The sequence below is a fragment of the Providencia sp. TYF-12 genome, assembly GCF_041344805.1.
Lineage (GTDB): Bacteria > Pseudomonadota > Gammaproteobacteria > Enterobacterales > Enterobacteriaceae > Providencia > Providencia huashanensis.
Genome location: NZ_CP166833.1, coordinates 1,145,300 through 1,164,921 on the forward strand (window position 1 = coordinate 1,145,300; position 19,622 = coordinate 1,164,921).

18 protein-coding genes are annotated in these 19,622 nt (G+C 41.7%); 15 read left to right on the forward strand and 3 right to left on the reverse strand.

All coding sequences use genetic code 11. From position 1 onward, the window contains the following. Window positions 1–910: 910 nt before the first annotated feature. The 14 genes from cysG to rpoS all read left to right on the forward strand — a co-directional run bounded on the left by cysG (window position 911) and on the right by rpoS (window position 13,759). Window positions 911–2,323: a siroheme synthase CysG gene (cysG, locus tag ABE954_RS04995; protein ID WP_131680846.1), complete on the forward strand. Its 1,413-nt coding sequence runs from the start codon at window positions 911–913 to the stop codon at window positions 2,321–2,323. A gap of 14 nt (window positions 2,324–2,337) precedes the next feature. Further along, a complete protein-coding gene (gene cysD / locus ABE954_RS05000) occupies window positions 2,338–3,246 on the forward strand; it encodes a sulfate adenylyltransferase subunit CysD (RefSeq protein WP_371025744.1) in 909 nt (302 codons plus the stop codon). 61 nt (window positions 3,247–3,307) lie between these two features. Further along, window positions 3,308–4,750 carry a sulfate adenylyltransferase subunit CysN gene (gene cysN / locus ABE954_RS05005; protein ID WP_042848935.1) on the forward strand — a complete coding sequence of 481 codons (1,443 nt, stop codon included), beginning with the start codon at window positions 3,308–3,310 and terminating at the stop codon, window positions 4,748–4,750. A 5-nt stretch (window positions 4,751–4,755) separates the two neighbouring features. Next, on the forward strand, window positions 4,756–5,364 hold the full coding sequence (gene cysC / locus ABE954_RS05010; RefSeq protein ID WP_094301238.1) for an adenylyl-sulfate kinase: 609 nt from the start codon (window positions 4,756–4,758) through the stop codon (window positions 5,362–5,364). A gap of 161 nt (window positions 5,365–5,525) precedes the next feature. Continuing rightward, window positions 5,526–5,822, forward strand: a complete 297-nt coding sequence (gene ftsB, locus ABE954_RS05015) for a cell division protein FtsB (protein WP_042848932.1) — start codon at window positions 5,526–5,528, stop codon at window positions 5,820–5,822. A gap of 59 nt (window positions 5,823–5,881) precedes the next feature. After that, complete coding sequence (gene ispD, locus ABE954_RS05020; RefSeq protein WP_071548561.1) at window positions 5,882–6,634, forward strand: 2-C-methyl-D-erythritol 4-phosphate cytidylyltransferase; 753 nt, start codon at window positions 5,882–5,884, stop codon at window positions 6,632–6,634. A gap of 9 nt (window positions 6,635–6,643) precedes the next feature. Beyond that, window positions 6,644–7,156, forward strand: coding sequence for a 2-C-methyl-D-erythritol 2,4-cyclodiphosphate synthase (gene ispF, locus ABE954_RS05025; RefSeq protein ID WP_042848930.1), 513 nt, complete (start codon window positions 6,644–6,646; stop codon window positions 7,154–7,156). Then, complete coding sequence (truD, locus tag ABE954_RS05030) at window positions 7,122–8,180, forward strand: tRNA pseudouridine(13) synthase TruD (RefSeq protein ID WP_071548560.1); 1,059 nt, start codon at window positions 7,122–7,124, stop codon at window positions 8,178–8,180. The genes ispF and truD overlap by 35 nt, the downstream gene beginning before the upstream one ends. 390 nt (window positions 8,181–8,570) lie before the next feature. After that, window positions 8,571–8,909: a DUF1778 domain-containing protein gene (locus ABE954_RS05035; RefSeq protein ID WP_226619145.1), complete on the forward strand. Its 339-nt coding sequence runs from the start codon at window positions 8,571–8,573 to the stop codon at window positions 8,907–8,909. Further along, window positions 8,890–9,393, forward strand: coding sequence for a GNAT family N-acetyltransferase (locus ABE954_RS05040; RefSeq protein WP_166687241.1), 504 nt, complete (start codon window positions 8,890–8,892; stop codon window positions 9,391–9,393). Before ABE954_RS05035 ends, ABE954_RS05040 begins: the two co-directional genes overlap by 20 nt. Before the next feature lie 548 nt (window positions 9,394–9,941). Further along, on the forward strand, window positions 9,942–10,703 hold the full coding sequence (surE, locus tag ABE954_RS05045) for a 5'/3'-nucleotidase SurE (protein ID WP_042848928.1): 762 nt from the start codon (window positions 9,942–9,944) through the stop codon (window positions 10,701–10,703). Further along, a complete protein-coding gene (locus tag ABE954_RS05050; RefSeq protein WP_042848927.1) occupies window positions 10,700–11,326 on the forward strand; it encodes a protein-L-isoaspartate(D-aspartate) O-methyltransferase in 627 nt (208 codons plus the stop codon). Before surE ends, ABE954_RS05050 begins: the two co-directional genes overlap by 4 nt. Before the next feature lie 312 nt (window positions 11,327–11,638). After that, window positions 11,639–12,718 carry a murein hydrolase activator NlpD gene (gene nlpD, locus ABE954_RS05055; protein WP_042848926.1) on the forward strand — a complete coding sequence of 360 codons (1,080 nt, stop codon included), beginning with the start codon at window positions 11,639–11,641 and terminating at the stop codon, window positions 12,716–12,718. A 54-nt stretch (window positions 12,719–12,772) separates the two neighbouring features. Beyond that, complete coding sequence (rpoS, locus tag ABE954_RS05060; protein ID WP_129467095.1) at window positions 12,773–13,759, forward strand: RNA polymerase sigma factor RpoS; 987 nt, start codon at window positions 12,773–12,775, stop codon at window positions 13,757–13,759. Window positions 13,760–13,822: 63 nt separating this feature from the next. On the opposite strand, the gene miaE is transcribed toward rpoS, so the two are convergent. Both miaE and mutS read right to left on the reverse strand, forming a co-directional pair. Further along, window positions 13,823–14,602: a tRNA isopentenyl-2-thiomethyl-A-37 hydroxylase MiaE gene (gene miaE, locus ABE954_RS05065; RefSeq protein WP_042848923.1), complete on the reverse strand. Its 780-nt coding sequence runs from the start codon at window positions 14,600–14,602 to the stop codon at window positions 13,823–13,825. Between the two features lies 1 nt (window position 14,603). Continuing rightward, window positions 14,604–17,171 (reverse strand): DNA mismatch repair protein MutS, encoded by a 2,568-nt coding sequence (mutS, locus tag ABE954_RS05070; RefSeq protein ID WP_042848921.1) that lies wholly within the window; start codon window positions 17,169–17,171, stop codon window positions 14,604–14,606. Window positions 17,172–17,711: 540 nt separating this feature from the next. Here mutS and umoC point away from each other — a divergent pair. After that, window positions 17,712–18,137 carry a lysozyme inhibitor LprI family protein gene (gene umoC, locus ABE954_RS05075; protein ID WP_048608137.1) on the forward strand — a complete coding sequence of 142 codons (426 nt, stop codon included), beginning with the start codon at window positions 17,712–17,714 and terminating at the stop codon, window positions 18,135–18,137. A 162-nt stretch (window positions 18,138–18,299) separates the two neighbouring features. Here the strand turns inward: umoC and ABE954_RS05080 are convergent, their stop codons facing one another. Continuing rightward, a complete protein-coding gene (locus ABE954_RS05080; protein ID WP_272656599.1) occupies window positions 18,300–19,619 on the reverse strand; it encodes a cytochrome c in 1,320 nt (439 codons plus the stop codon). Window positions 19,620–19,622 lie beyond the last annotated feature (3 nt).

Consider the following 19,622-nt stretch of genomic DNA (forward strand, 5'->3'; position numbering starts at 1 on the left):
TACTTATGTATGCTCCTAGCGACTCATTTACTTGCCGCCTAGCGACAACATGAATTATTTAGAGTATGGGTTGGTCTTAATTCAAGCGGTAGGGTTGTTGGCTGCGTGCATTCGCACTAGTCACATACTTATGTATGCTCCTAGCGACTCATTTACTTGCCGCCTAGCGACAACATGAATTATTTAGAGTATGGGTTGGTCATAATTCAAGCGGTAAGGTTGTTGGCTGCGTGCATTCGCACTAGTCACATACTTATGTATGCTCCTAGCGACTCATTTACTTGCCGCCTAGCGACAACATGAATTATTTAGAGTATGGGTTGGTCATAATTCAAGCGGTAAGGTTGTTGGCTGCGTGCATTCGCACTAGTCACATACTTATGTATGCTCCTAGCGGCTCATTTACTTGCCGCCTAGCGACAACATGCGCCTAGCGACAACATGAATTATTTAGAGTATGGGTTGGTCATAATTCAAGCGGTAAGGTTGTTGGCTGCGTGCATTCGCACTAGTCACATACTTATGTATGCTCCTAGCGGCTCATTTACTTGCCGCCTAGCGACAACATGAATTATTTAGAGTATGGGTTATTCGTAACCCAATTCGTGGTTTTAGTTTAGGGTTTAAATAGTTATAGATTTAATAAAATATTTGTTTAATTACAAAGGGATACTTTTATTTTAAAAATAGATATCCCTTAATTTTTATAAAACTAAATTTAAAATAAAGTTTTAGTTAAGTTTGGTTGATTTGATACTTTTTGTCATTATTTTTTGCTAGTTAATGAATATTTGGCTTATTCCTTTCAGTTACAAGTCATGTTTTTTTAGCATTTCAAACCTTAACTTTTACACCATATAGTCAATTTTATATTTCATATAATAAGTTTATATAAAGATGGGTGAGCAAGATGGATTATTTACCGTTATTTGTCGATGTGCGTACGCGCAAAGTAGTGTTGATTGGCGGTGGCGTAGTGGCTGCACGCAAAGCTGAATTGCTCATCAAAGCACAAGCTCAACTTGTGGTTATCTCCCCGTCGTTATGTCCTCAATTACAAGCTCAGTGCCAACAAAACCATGTTATTTGGTTAGCTGAGGAATATCGCTCTTCTTTATTGGATGACGCTTTTTTAGTGATTGCGGCGACGGATGACACGAAACTTAATGAAACCGTTTTTTACGATGCTAATGAGCGAAAAATTTTTGTCAATGTAGTAGATGATCAACCTTTATGCTCGTTTATTGTTCCTTCAATTATTGACCGTTCTCCGGTGATTGTGGCGGTTTCCTCTGGGGGAACAGCACCCGTTTTAGCCCGTTTATTGAGAGAAAAATTGGAAACAATGCTTCCTGCTTCTTTGGGGAAAATGGCTGAAATTGCTGGGCGTTGGCGCGGTAAAGTCAAAGAAACGCTGGTCAATATGCGGGAAAGAAAGCGCTTTTGGGAAAAAAGTTTTAGTGGGCGCTTTGCATCACTAGTTGAAAAAGGCCAATTAAGCGAAGCAGAGTTGCAATTAGAACGCCAACTTTATGAACCCGATAACCATGGTGAGTTAATTCTTGTAGGAGCCGGGCCCGGTGATGCGGGGTTACTTACGTTAAAAGGGTTGCGTGTTTTACAAAGTGCCGAGGTGGTTTTATATGATCACCTTGTTAGTGAGGAAATTCTGGAATTGGTACGTCGTGATGCCGACAAAATTTGTGTGGGTAAACGAGCTGGCAATCACAGTGTTTCTCAAGAAGAAACTAACGCATTGATCGTGAAATTTGCTCAGCAAGGCAAAAAAGTTGTTCGCCTTAAAGGGGGGGACCCGTTTGTTTTTGGTCGCGGAGGTGAAGAGCTACAAGTTGCTGTTCAGGCAGGGGTCCCATTTCAAGTGGTACCAGGGGTGACCGCGGCGATTGGTGCAACTGCTTATGCAGGGATCCCGCTGACGCATCGGGAATACTCTCAGAGTATTACATTTATTACTGGGCATTGTCGTGAAAATGGCGCTGATTTGGATTGGCAGGCACTTGCTCGTGGTCAACAAACCTTAGCAATTTATATGGGCACAGTAAAAGCAGCCAATATTAGTGAACAACTGATTAAATTTGGGCGAGCGAGTGATACCCCTGTCGCTGTTGTAGGTTGTGGGACAAGGCGTGAGCAAAAAGTGGTTACAGGTAGTTTATCTGAGCTGGAAACATTGGCACAGCAAGCACCATCACCCGCTTTGATCGTGATAGGTGAAGTTGCGGCATTACATAAACAATTAGCATGGTTTGGCACACAAACTGAAGATATCAGTTGGCGTAGTGCTGTACTGGAATTGGCTTAATTTAGGAGGCGCTTGTGTACGAAAAAACATTGACTCACTTACAGCAGTTAGAGGCAGAAAGTATTCATATTATTCGAGAGGTTGCCGCCGAATTTGCTAACCCAGTGATGCTGTATTCTATTGGAAAAGATTCGTCTGTCATGCTGCATTTAGCTCGGAAAGCTTTTTACCCTGGGAAATTACCTTTTCCTTTGTTGCATGTAGATACAGGATGGAAATTTCGCGAAATGTATGAGTTTCGTGATGCAACAGCACAGAAATATGGTTTTGAATTATTGGTGTATCGTAACCCTGAAGGGGAAAGATTAGGGATTAACCCATTTGTACATGGCAGTGCAAAACATACCGATATCATGAAAACCGAGGGGCTAAAGCAGGCTTTAGATAAATATGGCTTTGATGCGGCATTTGGAGGGGCACGACGAGACGAGGAAAAATCCCGAGCAAAAGAGCGGATCTATTCTTTTCGTGACCGATCTCACCGTTGGGACCCGAAAAACCAACGCCCAGAACTTTGGCATAATTACAATGGGCAAATAAACAAAGGTGAAAGTATCCGTGTATTTCCACTGTCAAATTGGACTGAACTCGATATTTGGCAATATATCTATTTGGAAAATATCGATATTGTTCCATTGTATTTTGCAAAAGAGCGGCCTGTTATTCAACGAGAAGGGGCCTTGTTGATGGTTGATGATGACCGTATTGATTTACAAACGGGGGAAGTTATTCGCCAGCAAACAGTACGTTTTCGAACTCTTGGCTGCTGGCCTCTTACGGGAGCCGTACCATCAAATGCGCAAACCCTGCCTGAAATTATTGAAGAAATGTTGGTTTCTACTACCAGTGAACGGCAAGGGCGGTTAATCGATAGCGACCAGTCAGCATCGATGGAACTGAAAAAACGCCAAGGCTATTTTTAAGGCCTGTGGGGAAGGTTAATACATAACGTCAGGGTCAATACGCAAGGTCAGGAGAAAAATCATGGCACAGGCCGTTTATAACGAATCAATTGCACATCAAATTGAGCAGCAAGGTGGTGTGGAACCTTATTTACTGGCTCAGCAGCAAAAAGGGTTATTACGTTTTTTAACTTGTGGCAATGTAGATGATGGCAAAAGTACTTTAATTGGCCGTTTACTACATGATACCCGCCAAATTTATCAAGATCAGCTCTCAACACTGCAAAGTGATAGTAAGCGTATAGGTACGCAAGGCGAAAAACTGGATCTTGCGTTATTGGTTGATGGGCTCGCAGCAGAGCGTGAGCAAGGGATCACCATCGACGTTGCTTATCGCTATTTTTCCACGGAAAAACGCAAATTTATTATTGCCGATACACCTGGTCATGAGCAATACACGCGTAATATGGCGACAGGCGCATCAACATGTTCACTTTCTATTTTGTTGATCGATGCGAGAAAAGGGGTACAAGAGCAAACTCGACGCCATAGCTTTATCAGTACTTTGTTGGGGATACGCCATCTTGTTGTCGCCGTAAATAAAATGGATCTGGTGGGTTACAGCGAAGCTGTATTTGAGAAGATCAAACAGGATTATCAACAGTTTGCAACAGAATTACCCGTTGAATTGAATGTATGGTTTGTGCCAATTTCAGCGCTTGATGGCGACAATATTGTGAATAGCAGCCATCACTTACCTTGGTATCAAGGCGAAACACTATTATCGATTTTAGAAAATGTTCAAGTGGAACAAAAGGCCGTAGAACAGGCAATGCGTTTTCCAGTGCAGTATGTTAATCGTCCAAACTTAGATTTTCGAGGCTACAGTGGAACGTTATCGTCAGGTATTGTACGGGTAGGGCAAAACATTAAAGTCTTACCGTCGGGGGCGACATCTCAAATTAAACAGATTGTGACTTTTTCTGGTCCACAAGAGTTTGCTATTCCGGGGGAAGCTATCACGCTCGTTTTAGCGGACGAAATTGATATTAGCCGCGGTGATTTATTGGTTGCAGAAAATGAAACCTTACAAGCGACACAACATGCGTCAGTTGATGTTGTGTGGATGTCTGAGCAGCCTTTAGTCCAAGGGCAGCAACTCGATATAAAAGTGGCTGGTAAGCGTAGTCGAGCCAAGGTTGAAAATATTCAATATCAAGTTGATGTGAATAATTTAACGCAAAAAGTTGCCACAGAGTTACCTCTAAATGGAATAGGTTTAGTGGAGTTTTCTTTTGATGAGCCGCTATTGTTAGAAAATTATCAGCGTAATGCGGATACTGGCGGTATGATCCTGATTGACCGGTTAACTAATGTCACCGTAGGAGCAGGGCTAGTTCGCGAGACACAAGCCCCTATTTTTGAGCCAACTAGTGAATTTAGTGAATTTGAAATTGAATTAAATAAATTAGTTCGTCGTCATTTTCCGCATTGGGGCGCTCGTGATGTTCTTGGTGGAAAATAACTATGATGACAAAAGCAAATAATATAGTTTGGCATCAACATGCTGTGACTCGACAGCTACGGGAAAGCAATAATGGGCACAAAGGTGCAGTATTGTGGTTTACAGGGTTATCGGGTTCAGGGAAATCTACCCTTGCAGGGGCGATAGAACATCAATTAGCTTCAATGGGGAATAAAACCTATTTATTGGACGGTGATAATGTTCGCCACGGGTTATGTCGTGATTTAGGTTTTAGCGAAGCGGATCGGCAAGAAAATATCCGGCGGATCGGGGAAGTGGCTAAATTAATGGTAGATGCAGGCTTAATTGTTGCTACTGCATTTATTTCCCCGTTTCAACATGATCGGCAAAAGGTGCGCGATTTATTTGAGCCGAACCAATTTTTTGAATTGTATGTGGATACTCCTGTCAGTATTTGTGAACAGCGCGACCCAAAAGGTTTATATCAACAAGCCCGAGAAGGTAAAATCAAGCAGTTTACAGGGGTTGACTCCCCCTATGAAGCCCCGCAATATCCGGAGCTACAGCTTAATGGTCAACAACCGATTTCAGACTCCCTTTCTCAAATTATTGCGTTATTATTGCGCAATCAAATCATTCAAGTGGATTATTAATTGCCTTTAAATATCCCTCTTTTTTATTAAATGGTAAAATAAGAGGGAATATTTAGTGCATTTAAACCAGACTTATTCTGACTTTTTATCACTATTTTAGTATCACAGTAGCGTCATTCGTTGAGTTATGGGATGATTAGCAAATCATTTCAGGGGGCAAGATGGGTAAATTAACGCTACTATTAATCGCGATATTAGCATGGTTACAATATTCCTTATGGTTAGGTAAGAACGGCATACATGATTACGTACAGGTCAAAGATGATGTTGCTGCTCAGGAAATTGTTAACTCGCGCTTGAAAATGCGTAATGAACAGCTATTTGCGGAAATTAATGATTTAAATGATGGGCAGGATGCGATTGAAGAACGAGCTCGTAGTGAGCTTGGGATGATCAAGCCTGGGGAATCTTTTTATCGGGTGGTTAAAGAAAGTAATAACCAAAAATCCACACAATAATAACGATGCAAAAATGGTATGCCCATTAGCCTGATTATTTCTGATGTAAGAATCTAATAATGATAAATCCAGACAATACCCCACAAACCCGAGCCCTACAAAACAATGACCCTCAAATTGTTGCGCTAATTCCTGCGGCAGGGATAGGGAGCCGCATGAATGCCGATTGCCCCAAACAATATCTACGGGTGGCTGGCAAAACGATCATTGAACATACACTGAGTGCATTGCTAGCAAATAATAATGTTAAACATATTATCATTGCACTAAGCTCAGAAGATGAATATTTTCAGCAGCTAGCTATTTCAACAAACCCTCGAATTACTGCGGTTATTGGTGGAAAGGAACGTGCAGATTCGGTCCTTGCCGGTGTCAATTTTTTAGCGGCGCAACCTGAACTCTCAAATTGTTGGGTGTTAGTCCATGATGCTGCTCGTCCTTGCCTCCACCAGTCAGATTTAAATAAAATTATTCAATTAACAACAGAACAAAACTGCTGTGGTGGGATACTCGCGGCGCCTGTTCGTGACACCATGAAACGCAGTTTAAAAGCCAGCCAGTTAATCGACCATACTGTTGAACGTGAGGCTCTATGGCATGCGCTGACACCACAATTTTTCCCGCTATTATTATTACGGGACTGTCTAAGTAAAGCCTTGAAAGAAAATGCAGTGATCACAGACGAAGCCTCTGCACTTGAATATTGCGGTTATCAACCGGTATTAGTTCCGGGGCGCGCAGATAATCTAAAAGTGACACGCCCAGAAGATCTCACCTTGGCGGAGTTTTATCTTTCAAGAATGAACAATTAAGGAAAAAAAATGAGAATCGGACACGGTTTTGACGTACACAAATTTGGTGGTGAAGGCCCTATCATCATTGGTGGCGTGCGCATCCCTTACGAGCAAGGCCTACTCGCGCACTCAGATGGTGATGTTGTATTGCATGCACTAACTGACGCAGTACTCGGTGCTGCTGCGTTAGGAGATATCGGTAAATTATTTCCAGATACTGACCCTGCATTTAAAGGGGCTGATAGCCGTGTGTTACTAAGGGAAGCCTTTTGTCATGTACGTGCTAAAGGTTATCGTATTGGTAATATTGATATTACCATTATGGCTCAGGCGCCTAAAATGTTGCCGCATATTGCTCAAATGCGGGTCAATATTGCTGAAGACCTTGAGTGTCATATGGATGATGTTAATGCGAAAGCCACGACGACGGAGCAGTTGGGGTTTGTGGGGCGTAAAGAAGGCATTGCCTGCGCCGCGGTTGTTCTTTTAGTCAAAGATAATAGTAATGAAAGCAATGAATGTTCAGTACCTGCATGGTAAGCCGTTGTCTTCTGGCACGCTAAAAAGTGTTCCTGAAGATTTTATTGTCAAAGAAGATTTAGGCTTTGAGCTCGATGGTGAAGGCGAACATGTCATGGTTCGTGTCGAAAAAACAGGGTGTAATACGCTGTTTGTTGCTGAGCAATTAGCAAAGTTTGCTAAAATTTCAGCTAGAGCTGTCAGCTATGCAGGTTTAAAAGATAGGCATGCGGTGACTGAGCAGTGGTTTTGCTTACAAATGCCGGGTAAGGAAACGCCAGATTTTTCTGCATGGCAGCTTGAAGGATGCCGCGTGCTTGCCACTACACGGCAAAAACGGAAATTACGTATTGGTTCCTTGAAAGGAAATCAATTTGAAATCACTTTGCGTGATATTTCAGATGCGAAAGATGTTGAACAACGCTTAGAAAAAGTCGCATTATCTGGAGTACCTAATTATTTTGGTGAGCAACGCTTTGGTCGTGGTGGGCAGAATCTGACCCAAGCATTACGTTGGGCAAACCAAGAGATTCATGTTCGTGAGCGGAATAAACGCAGTTTTTATCTTTCTGCGGCTCGCAGTGCAATGTTTAACCATATCGCGAGTGAACGTATTGCGAATAATACGGTACATCAAGTGCTATTAGGGGATGCATTACAACTAACGGGTCGGGGGAGTTGGTTTGTTGCAACTTCGGATGAGTTATTAACACTGCAAGAACGTGTGTTATCAACAGAGTTAAGTATTACTGCCCCTCTTCCTGGTGATGGCGAGTTAGGTTCGCAAGATGACGCATTAGGGTTTGAAATTCATTGCTTAGAAGATTATCAGCCATTTATGGCTTTAATGAAAAGTGAACGCGCATCTTTGGTGAGAAGAGCCGTTATTATCAAGCCTCAGGGATTGCAGTGGCAATGGTTAGATAACACGACAGTAAAGCTAACATTTTTCTTAAACTCAGGTAGTTTTGCGACAAGTGTAGTAAGAGAAATTATCAATCAAAATGGGCAGGATAATGCCGATGCTAAAGATTTTATTGAGTAATCTTTATCCATAGGTATCCATTGATAGCCATAAAAAACAGGACAACCTTAAGTTGTCCTGTTTTTTTATGGCTCGTACTGATATCTCATACGGATATAAAAATAAAATCCCACAAACCAAAAGACAAAGCGTATAACGTCACTGATAGCGATGGCCGCCTTGTATTTTATTGGTAATTTAGATTAGGGCGTATTGTAGGGTAAATTTAATTGTTATTTATTTGGGGGGCTCGCGTTTTTTAATTAAGTGATCGGCTTACTTTTTTGATGGCGTCATTTTGACGCCGGTAATTATTTGTGCTAATTTTAACCTATGAAGTGAATAAGACCGAAAAGGAAGGTGACAACGACTAATCGAAAAAAAATTTCTAATCCTACTGGAGTTAAAATAATGAATACTAAGGTAATGAAAAATCGAACTAATAAAATGATAAGTAAAGAAAAAATCGAAAACGAAAGAATCACAATAAGAATGCCTAAAGAAAATAAAGAGCTTTTAGATACGGCGTTAGCCCTATCTGGTTTTAGTTCGTTAAGCAGTTTTATAGCGATGGCCGCCGCTAATGAGGCCAAGAAACTAATAGCTGAAAATGCGCTATTAAAGTTGTGTCAACGCGATGCTATAGCATTCGTTGAATTACTTGATAAGCCAACAGAAATGAATGAGAAATTCATAAGGGCGGCTAAAAGACATAAGGAATTAATTAGTAATGGAAATAGTAAAGCTTGATAAGAACATTCATAATAGAGCTGCGTTTGATTGCGGAGAGTCTGACCTAAATAATTATTTAGGTCAGACGGCAAATCAACATGCTAAAAAAGAGGTGGCTCGAACTTTTGTGTTGAGTGACCCAACTCTACCAAACAAAGTAGTTGGGTTTTACGCTTTGGCTATCACCAAAGTTTCATTAACTGAATTGCCGCCTAAGCTTGCATCTTTATACCCAAATGAAGTTTATTGTGCTTTGATATCCCGTTTAGCGGTAGACTTAACTGAGCAAAATAAGGGGTATGGAGGAGTCGTCCTTATTGATGCTGTTAAAAGAATAATAGCGGCAGCTGAGGACATGCCTGTGCCGATGATCATCGTTGATGCAAAAAATACTAAAGCGAAAAAGTGGTACGAAGGGTATGGTTTTAAATCGTTGCCGAATCAGCCTAATCGACTGTTTATGCCTGTAAAGGCAGCGCGTGATATGTTAGGGGCTGGATAGCCCCGAGTATCAATATGTTGATGAGTTTTGGCCTGCTGCATTTTCTTTCCAGAACGTGTACATTTCCCTTATTCCTTCCGAAAAAGAGTAGTTCCCCGCCTTATTTACGCCATTTAATCAGTTCTAACGATTTAGCGTTAAAGTTTTTTGAAGCGCATTCAAATAGTATTTCCCCCTCTGCCCAATATCGTCATTTTAGATGCTAGGGTGCTGAGCAATTCACGCTGATTAATCAGATTATTTAGTTCTTGAATGACCTTATTTTTTCGTTAGGTCTGCAATAGTCACGTTAACAAAAACAGATACTGTCTGGTATTTGGATAGAGTCGCCAATACTAACTAATAACTGTGCCGAAATTGTGACGCAAAAATGAGAGGGGCTGATAAAATAGCAAACTAGCCTAATCACATAATAGTGTTATATCATAAACGTGATGCTGATGCTTTTCAGTGTCATTTTATTGGTCACTAAAAATTTTTAGGACAACAGGCAGGACAATATCCTTGACCTTAAAAATAAACTTCAATTACATCAAAGGATAATGTCGATGCTAAAGATTTTATTGAGTAATGACGATGGCGTAAATGCACCGGGTATCCAAACCCTAGCGGCTGCGCTACGCCAATATTATCATGTTCAAGTGATTGCCCCAGACCGCAATCGCAGTGGTGCGTCGAATGCACTAACATTAGATAAGCCTTTGAGAATTCAAACGTTAAGTAATGGTGACCTTTCGGTACAAGAAGGCACGCCAACAGATTGTGTGTATATCGGGGTAAATAAAGTGGTGCGCCCACGGCCTGATATTGTGGTCTCAGGTATCAATTGTGGGCCGAACTTGGGGGATGACGTGATTTACTCAGGTACAGTCGCTGCGGCTACTGAGGGGCGTCACTTAGGCTTACCGTCGATTGCCGTGTCATTAGATGGAGATACTCATTATGAAAGTGCGGCAAGGGTAACATGTGATATCTTGATGTTGCTGCAAAAGAGCCCTCTGCGTGCGGGTAATATTTTAAATATCAACGTACCTGATATTCCTTATGAGGATATTAAAGGTATCAAAGTGACTCGCTGTGGAAGCCGGCATGCTGCATCTGAGGTATATAGCTTAGAAGACCCGAAAGGTAATATGCTGTATTGGCTAGGCCCTGTTGGTGAAATTCGAGATGCTGGTCCGGGGACCGATTTTGAAGCTGTACAACATGGCTATGTTTCGATAACCCCATTGCAAGTTGACTTAACAGCCTATAAAACGCACACGTTAGTGGAAGAATGGCTAGAAAAATCAGGAGTGCTAGTAAAATGATAACAGGGCTCATGAAAGATCTTTTGGCTCAATTACGCCAACAGGGAATTCACGATGAGCGCCTATTAGACGCAATTTCACTCGTGCCTCGAGAACGCTTTGTGGATGAAGCTCTTTCACATAAAGCCTACGATAATATTCCATTGCCGATAGGCTATGGTCAGACTATTTCGCAACCATACATAGTGGCTAAAATGACCGCCTTGCTGTCTTTGTCACCGAATGACAAGGTGCTTGAAATAGGGACAGGGTCTGGCTATCAAACGGCAGTACTTGCTCATTTAGTTGAGCATGTTTTCTCTGTTGAACGAGTGAAAAGTTTGCAATGGTCCGCAAAGCGGCGTTTAAAACAGCTTGATTTACATAATGTGTCAACTCGCCATGGTGATGGTTGGGAAGGGTGGCAATCAAAGGGCCCTTTCGATGCTATCATTGTGACAGCTGCGCCGACTGAAGTGCCAACCATGTTACTGGAGCAATTGAAAGATGGTGGGCGGATGGTTTTACCTGTTGGAGATAAAGAACAATCTTTAAAGCTAATTACCCGTCGTGGTAATGATTACCATGCTAATGTCATCGAGAAAGTGCGTTTTGTTCCATTAGTTGCGGGTGACCTTCTTTAATCTATTTGCAATGGTATTTATCCATCACCGCACTGGGTAATTTTGTATCATTAGTCTACATAAATACTATTGCGAATACTTCATTAACTCAAATAGCAGTAAAACTATTCTAAATATGATAGTTTAACCCTCTTAAATTGGATAATAGGCTCAAACTATTGAGTCATAATCTCAAATTGTTATATTTTTGATATATTTAACTTGTTCACTATTTTGTATTTCTGTTTTAATAAGTGAAATATTTTATGGTATCTCTATTACTGACATTATTTTGCATTGTCACGTCAGATTTTTCTTCACGGGAGAAGAAGCATGAAAATTGTTAGCCCTATAAGCAGAATTCGATGGGCAGTCATCTTTTCATTTAGCGGAGCACTATTGGCAGGCTGTTCCACGCCTTATCATACGGCAGCACCTATTTCCAGTGTGAATGATAGCCAATCTCGCCAGCCAACGACGCAAAGAGTGGCACCCGTATCGTCATCAAATACGGGGGTGAGTACGGCAATGCCGTCTGCACGCCCAAATTTATCAAGTAATACCAATACACAACCGGTTAGTCGTACTTCATCTTCAGGGCCTGTTACGACCAATGGAGAAGGGCGTATTGTGTATAACCGTGACTACGGCAATATACCAAAAGGCAGTTATAGCGGTAATAGTTATACTGTTCAGCGCGGTGATACGCTATTTTACATTGCTTATATAACGGGTAATGATTTCCGTGAGTTAGCATCTCGAAACAATATTCCTGAGCCATACAGCTTAAATGTAGGGCAAGTTATTAATATTGGTAACACAAATGTGAACTCGAGCACTCAATTAGCCTCAAATTCATCAAATAGTCATCAGCAACCGGTTGATCTTCGAACAACTAATGCGTATCCTGAAAACAGTGGTGGTCAAACTACAGGTAAGATGTTGCCTAATAATAAGAAACCTGCAACGCAAGTTTCAACGACGGCAACAGCTCCGACGACCACAACTGCTTCAACCGCAGCTAGTAGTACAAATAATTCGTCAATAAAATGGCGTTGGCCGGCAGATGGGAAAATGATTGAAAGTTTCTCAGATGCTCAAGGCGGGAACAAAGGGATAGATATTGCAGGTTCTCGTGGTCAAGCTGTACTTGCTGCTGCTCCAGGAAAAGTCGTTTACGCAGGTAATGCTTTGCGTGGATATGGAAATCTAATAATTATAAAACATAACGATGACTACTTGAGTGCCTATGCACACAACGATACGTTGCTTGTGCGTGATCAACAGGATGTCACTGAAGGTCAAAAAATAGCCACCATGGGTAGTACTGGAACAAGTTCGGTTAGATTACACTTTGAAATTCGTTACAAGGGAAAATCAGTAAACCCGTTGCGCTATTTGCCGCAGCGATAAACTGGGCGGAATGCTTTGACATTCTGTCCGCATTATCAAGGGTAGGAGTCACTGATGAGCCAAAGTTCGCTGAAAGTTAACGAGTTATATAATGACCTCGACGAAAGCAATTTAGATGATGCATTTGATGAGAGTCAGTTTAAAGAAGAGGATCTAGTTTCAGAGCAGGATGAAGAAATGGATTTACTCCAGAACACAAACCAACGTGTTCTGGATGCCACCCAAATTTATCTCAGTGAAATTGGATTCTCACCGCTCCTTACAGCTGAAGAAGAAGTCTTTTATGCAAGGCGTGCATTGCGCGGTGATGTTGCGTCGCGTCAACGCATGATTGAAAGTAATCTTCGTTTAGTTGTAAAAATATCTCGCCGTTATAATAATCGAGGTCTTGCTTTACTCGACTTGATCGAGGAAGGGAATCTTGGGTTGATCCGTGCTGTTGAGAAATTCGATCCTGAAAAAGGGTTTCGATTTTCGACGTATGCAACATGGTGGATACGTCAAACGATAGAACGTGCTATCATGAACCAAACTCGTACAATTCGCCTTCCTATTCATATCGTTAAAGAACTCAATATTTACCTTCGTACTGCACGTGAATTAGCCCAAAAGCTGGACCATGAGCCAAGCCCTGAAGAAATCGCTGAACAGTTAGATAAACCTGTCGAAGATGTCAGCCGGATGTTGCGCTTAAATGAACGTATTACGTCTGTTGACACTCCAATTGCAGGGGATTCAGAAAAATCTTTGCTTGAGGTATTGTCTGATGATAATGATTCAGGTCCAGAAAATACAATTCAAGATAATGATTTAAAAGAGAATATTGTTAAATGGTTATTTGAATTGAACCCAAAACAAAGGGAGGTTTTAGCACGACGTTTTGGGCTTTTAGGTTATGAAGCAGAAACTCTGGAAGAGGTTGGGCGCGAAATTGGGCTCACTCGAGAAAGGGTTCGTCAGATCCAAGTCGAAGGTTTAAGGCGGTTAAAAGATATTTTACATGGTGAAGAGCTGACATTAGAAGCATTATTCAACATGTAGAGCACTAACTAGGTTAGTTATTCAAAATCCCTATAGATGAAAGTTTATAGGGATTTTTTTATATCAATATGCACGAGTTAAAGTGATTGGTACACCACTATGAAACTTAAAATCATCATCAGGGGTAGAAATTAGTTCAGCTTCAATAATACCAAAGTAATTAATACGTTCAGTGATATCCTGTTTGCTAATTAATTGCGCTAAGTGTAAATAATCTTGGTAATGACGTGCCTCAGAACGCAATAATGAAATATAAAAGTTAGCCAGTTGCTCATCTAAATAAGGTGCCAGTTTCGCAAAGCGTTCACATGAACGGGCTTCAATATAAGCACCAATAATGAGTTTATCAACCAAGGTTTTAGGGTCATGAGGGCTAATATAGCTAAATAAGCTTTTTGCATAACGCCCTGCGGTTATTCCATCATAGGGAATATTCCTTTGGTGCATAATTTCAAGAACTTGATAAAAATGGTGAAGCTCTTCTTTGATAAGCAATACCATTTTATCAATTAAGTCTTGGCTATAAGGCGATTGTTTTTTCGCGAGTATTTGCTTGGAAATTTGGTTTTTATTTTTTAACGTATATATATCGCCAATTCGATCATAAGCGAATGCTTCATAGGGTTTAAACCATTCAAGTAATACAGTAGCACTTTGCTTATCTACCGCATATTTGCGAATTAAAAACATGGCACTTTGCGCGGCTTTTAGTTCGCATAATAGGTGGTCTTTTAAAATAATGGGTAAGCTTTCAGGTAAACATGCTTTTTGCACCCAAGCATCGGGTGTTTCACATTGCAAAAACTGGCGGATTGGCGCCAGTAATTGTTGATACTCATTCATGTTATATATTCATGTCCTTTAAACGATAAATCCAATCAAGGGCTTGGCGAGGTGTGAGTTTATCCGGGTCAATACTGTCTAATGCCGCTAGTGCGGGTGAGGGCTCGGCTTCTTCTGTGGTTAAGAAGCTAAGTTGCGCACTATCAACATGGCTGGTATTGGCATTATTGGAGATAACCTCAAGTTCTTTCAATTTCTGTTTAGCTCGCTTGATGACATCCTTAGGGACACCAGCAAGAGAGGCTACTGCTAGGCCATAACTTTTACTGGCGGCACCATCTTGGACATTATGCATAAAGGCAATAGTATCACCGTGTTCAATGGCATCAAGGTGGATGTTGACAGCACCTTCGAGCTTTTCTGGCAGTGTAGTTAACTCAAAATAGTGGGTAGCAAATAATGTCATTGCTTTGATTTTATTCACTAAGTTTTCAGCACAAGCCCAAGCGAGTGAAAGCCCATCATAGGTGGAAGTCCCTCGTCCTATTTCATCCATTAATACTAAACTATGTTCAGTTGCATTATGGAGAATATTCGCTGTTTCAGTCATTTCAACCATGAAGGTTGAGCGGCCAGAAGCAAGGTCATCAGAAGCCCCAACACGGGTAAAGATCCGGTCAATTGGACCAATAACCGCTTTACTCGCAGGCACAAAGCTACCGATATAGGCTAGCAATGTGATCAATGCAGTTTGGCGCATATAAGTACTTTTACCACCCATATTTGGCCCTGTGATGATCAGTAGGCGACGCTGCGGTGACAGTGATAGAGGGTTAGATATAAAGGGTTCACTCAGTACTTGCTCAACAACTGGGTGGCGGCCTTCAGTAATCTGAATACCTGCTTTTTCAGTGAGTTGTGGGCAAGCATAGCCTAAAGTATCTGCGCGTTCAGCAAGGTTTGCTAATACGTCTAGCTCAGCTAGTGCTTCTGCACTGGTTTGTAATTCAGCAAGATGAGGAAGTAACATATCAAATAGCTCATCATATAATGCTTTTTCAATTGCTAACGCTTTCCCTTTTGATGTCAGTACTTTATCTTCATATTCTTTTAATTCAGGAATAATATAGCGTTCTGCATTTTTTAGGGTTTGACGACGAACATAGTGGATTGGAGTTAGGTGGCTTTGACCTCGGCTGACTTGGATATAGTACCCGTGCACCGCGTTATAACCAACTTTAAGTGTGTCTATCCCCAGTTTTTCCCTTTCGCGAATTTCCAGTTTATCTAGGTAATCTGTAGCACCATCTGCGAGTGCACGCCATTCATCGAGTTCACTGTTATACCCTGGGGCGATGACGCCGCCATCACGAACTAAGACTGGCGGAGCATCGATAATGGCTCTTTCAAGTAACGCTTGTAGTTCGTCAAATTGGCCAATCCGTTGTTGTAAATCTTGCAAGTAGGCGCTATTGGATTGCCCCAAGATTTGATGAATATCTTGGTATTGTTGGAAAGCATGGCGCATGCGCGTTAAGTCACGAGGCCGTGCAGAACGTAACGCAAGACGGGCCAATACACGTTCTAAATCCCCAATTTGACGTAAAAAAGGTTGCAGTTCAAAACCACATTCCTGTAGAGCCCCAATAGCTTGCTGGCGGTTATTCAAGACTTGAATGTTTCTTAAAGGTGTATGCAGCCAGCGTTTTAACATGCGGCTACCCATTGGGGTGACACACATATCTAAAATTGCGGCAAGGGTATTTTCTGTACCGCCGGCTAGGTTTTGTGTGATCTCTAAATTTCGACGAGTTGCTGCATCCAAAATGACATTATCATTTTGTTTTTCCATCACAATACTGCGAATGTGGGGTAACGAAGTACGTTGTGTATCTTTCACATATTGCAGTAAACAGCCTGCTGCACGAAGGGCTTTGTGGGCATTTTCGACGCCAAACCCGACTAAGTCTTTGGTACCAAACTGTAAGCCAAGCTGCTGTTTTGCCGTATCGAGTTCATATTCCCATAATGGGCGACGACGTAACCCTTTATTATGTTCAATAAGTGACATGCTAGCGAAGTCTTCTGGGTACAGTAACTCAGCAGGGCGAGTGCGCTGAAGTTCAGCTTGCAGTGCTTCTTCGTCGGCAATTTCGCTAATAATAAAACGCCCAGAGGTAATATCTAAAGTGGCATAACCAAAACCTTGTGGGTCTTGCCAAACCGCGGCCAGTAAGTTGTCTTGCCGCTCATTTAAAAGAGCTTCATCAGTAATGGTGCCGGGGGTGACAATGCGTACGACTTGGCGCTCTACCGGCCCTTTGCTTGTTGCTGGGTCGCCAATTTGTTCGCAAATTGCGACAGACTCACCCATTTGCACCAATTTGGCTAAGTAGCCTTCGGCGGCATGGTGAGGAACCCCAGCCATTGGTATAGGTTGCCCCGCAGATTGCCCGCGTTTAGTGAGCGAGATGTCCAATAATTGAGAGGCTTTTTTTGCATCATCGAAGAAGAGTTCGTAAAAATCACCCATACGATAAAACAGCAGTATGTCTGAATGTTGTGCTTTTAGTTTTAAATACTGCTGCATCATGGGGGTGTGGGATTCGAAACTTTGCTTATCAGTCATAATATTGTCTGTTCTAACGTATTGAGTTAACTAAATTCTGTGAGTTTATTCGAAGATTGTATTCAGGTAATAAAATACCACAGATCGTAATAAATGAGTGTAGATAAAAGTACATGTCGCATAATTCGCTATAGTATGACGTGGTTATGAGCAGGGGCAACAGTATAGGGAAATAAAAGCTCTGAAATGTGTGTATTCTCTCGGGATGTTGATCCGGTGAATATCTTATGATTGTTTTATATTCAAGAACAATTTAGTTTAGAATTATATTAGAGGAAGGAGTTAGCTTTGCTAGCTAAATTAATTTAATGTATATGGTTATTTGTAGACGATAAATCTCAGTTAATATTTTTTTATTAATGTTAATCAACTGGTTATGGATGGGCGCTGACCTTTATCCAGAATGGATTTATTACGAAGAATCGCTTAAATATAGGTTCACAAAAATAACTAAGACTAATCCATAAATCAGGTACTTGTGTAGACCTTAATATTAGAATGGGTTAAAAAGTTAATTCATATACGAATTGAGAGGTTTTCATGAAATTTAGCACATCAAAAGCGCTAATTATCGCTACGGCAATTGCTATACCGGCATTCTCTTATGCTGATGCTACCCCAGATACTAAAGTCACAGAGGGCCCTCTCAAAGAATGCTATGAGCAAATTGCAGATGCTCCACGAACTGCGGTTCAAGCTTGTTTGCAAAGTAAATTAGATAAAGCCGATGAGCTAATGAAGCAAGCACTTACCGACAATGAAACACATCTAAAACAGTTGAATTCATCTGCGACGACACAGGCGATTACATCATTAAAAAAATCGCAGGATGATTTCCTTGCATTTAGAGTTAGTGAGTGCCAACGTCAGGCAGATGCATTACTCGGTGGAACCGGAATGGGGGATGTAATGCTAGCGTGTAAAGTGCAGCTAACTTACTCACGAATTGAAGCGCTTAACCCATAAAAGTTGTTCTTATCGGGGTGCCTTAAGTTTTTTATGCATATGGCAGTAAATTGCTTTCGTCATGGTTGCGATAAACAAGATAAGAAATGTATCCAATATGGGAATTCACCCTTATGACTGGCAATTTGAGCCCCTTAAGTTCGTATTAAGGGGCTTTGTTGGTTATCGCGCTGCCTTTTTCAGCTTTTCAACTTGCTCAACGGTAACAGGGTTACTTTGTTCTCCCCATTCGGCTCGCGCCCATGAAATTAAATCGGCTATCTCTTGTGATGTTAAATCATCTGCAAAACTTGGCATGGCGTACATACGTTGGCCATTAGGGAACGTTGTTGTCGGGATACCGGTTAATACCACACTTATAAAAGTCTCGGGGCTATCCATTGCTAAAATAGCGTTACCTTTTAAGGCTGGAATGCCATTAGGAACGCCTTCCCCTGTGATGCCGTGACAGCCTGCGCAGGTCGACATATACATCAGACGCCCTTGCTCCATAGTCCCTGCGGTATCAGCCATTTGTTGGCTATTAGCTTCAGGAAGTGGAGCTGGCGGCTCTTTTTTGCCAAGTACTTTTCCTTGTTTATCGGTCATTAAATAAATAGCCATATCATCGACATCACTTTTTTTCATCTGACTAGTGGAAAAGTGTGTGACAGTGCTCATATCTGCAAAAGCAGAGCCTTGTGGTGCGTTACCTGTGAGTAAAAATTGGCTTAGTGAGGCAGTATCATAACCATGCTTAGACAGTGCTGCGGCAGTAATATTAGGAATTGCCAAACCTGCTTCCTCTCCACCTTGAAGTGAACGTGAAAACTCTACGCCCATCATAAGGTTACGTGGTGAATGACAGGCGCCACAGTGAGCTAACCCTTCGACAAGATAAGCACCGCGGTTCCATTCGGCAGAACGTTGCGGGTCATGTGGTGCATTTCGTTTCGGGAAGTTCAGTAGTGTCCAAAAGTTCATAAACGGACGAACTGGGAGGACAAAAACCCCCGTATTTTCTTTGTTTGGCACCGCCATGGGAGGAAGTGACATCACATAAGCATATAAGGCATCAATATCTTCTGAGGTTGTCATATGTGTAAAGACAAAAGGCATCGCAGGATAGAGGTTCCCTCTTTCTTTGCCAATACCGTCTTTTAATGCTCGATGGAAATCGGCACGCGTATAGTTACCGATGCCGAATTGTTTGTCGGGGGTGATATTGGTGGAATAAATGGTCCCAAATGGCGTTTCAATGGCTCGTCCTCCTGCCGCTAGCGGCCCCTCAGGCAAAGAATGACAACCAAAACAGTCTCCTGCTGTTGCCAATTCTTGGCCTCTAGGCAGTAATTTTGCGATTTCTTCTGAGGTCAGTGGTTTATCGATATTAGTTGCGATACTTGAGGTTCGAAATGCACCGAATAGGATAGCAAGCATAAGCGCTATGAATATTACGATGATGATATAGAACGTTTTACGTATGGAGCTAGATTTAGTCATTGT

What these genes read in the sequence shown, in the direction of transcription:
- cysG (WP_131680846.1), top strand. Translation starts at nt 911, where the DNA reads ATGGATTATTTACCGTTATTTGTCGATGTGCGTACGCGCAAAGTAGTG.
- cysN (WP_042848935.1), top strand. Translation starts at nt 3,308, where the DNA reads ATGGCACAGGCCGTTTATAACGAATCAATTGCACATCAAATTGAGCAG.
- cysC (WP_094301238.1), top strand. Translation starts at nt 4,756, where the DNA reads ATGACAAAAGCAAATAATATAGTTTGGCATCAACATGCTGTGACTCGA.
- ftsB (WP_042848932.1), top strand. Translation starts at nt 5,526, where the DNA reads ATGGGTAAATTAACGCTACTATTAATCGCGATATTAGCATGGTTACAA.
- ispD (WP_071548561.1), top strand. Translation starts at nt 5,882, where the DNA reads ATGATAAATCCAGACAATACCCCACAAACCCGAGCCCTACAAAACAAT.
- ispF (WP_042848930.1), top strand. Translation starts at nt 6,644, where the DNA reads ATGAGAATCGGACACGGTTTTGACGTACACAAATTTGGTGGTGAAGGC.
- truD (WP_071548560.1), top strand. Translation starts at nt 7,122, where the DNA reads ATGAAAGCAATGAATGTTCAGTACCTGCATGGTAAGCCGTTGTCTTCT.
- ABE954_RS05035 (WP_226619145.1), top strand. Translation starts at nt 8,571, where the DNA reads ATGAATACTAAGGTAATGAAAAATCGAACTAATAAAATGATAAGTAAA.
- ABE954_RS05040 (WP_166687241.1), top strand. Translation starts at nt 8,890, where the DNA reads ATGGAAATAGTAAAGCTTGATAAGAACATTCATAATAGAGCTGCGTTT.
- surE (WP_042848928.1), top strand. Translation starts at nt 9,942, where the DNA reads ATGCTAAAGATTTTATTGAGTAATGACGATGGCGTAAATGCACCGGGT.
- ABE954_RS05050 (WP_042848927.1), top strand. Translation starts at nt 10,700, where the DNA reads ATGATAACAGGGCTCATGAAAGATCTTTTGGCTCAATTACGCCAACAG.
- nlpD (WP_042848926.1), top strand. Translation starts at nt 11,639, where the DNA reads ATGAAAATTGTTAGCCCTATAAGCAGAATTCGATGGGCAGTCATCTTT.
- rpoS (WP_129467095.1), top strand. Translation starts at nt 12,773, where the DNA reads ATGAGCCAAAGTTCGCTGAAAGTTAACGAGTTATATAATGACCTCGAC.
- miaE (WP_042848923.1), bottom strand. Translation starts at nt 14,602, where the DNA reads ATGAATGAGTATCAACAATTACTGGCGCCAATCCGCCAGTTTTTGCAA.
- mutS (WP_042848921.1), bottom strand. Translation starts at nt 17,171, where the DNA reads ATGACTGATAAGCAAAGTTTCGAATCCCACACCCCCATGATGCAGCAG.
- umoC (WP_048608137.1), top strand. Translation starts at nt 17,712, where the DNA reads ATGAAATTTAGCACATCAAAAGCGCTAATTATCGCTACGGCAATTGCT.
- ABE954_RS05080 (WP_272656599.1), bottom strand. Translation starts at nt 19,619, where the DNA reads ATGACTAAATCTAGCTCCATACGTAAAACGTTCTATATCATCATCGTA.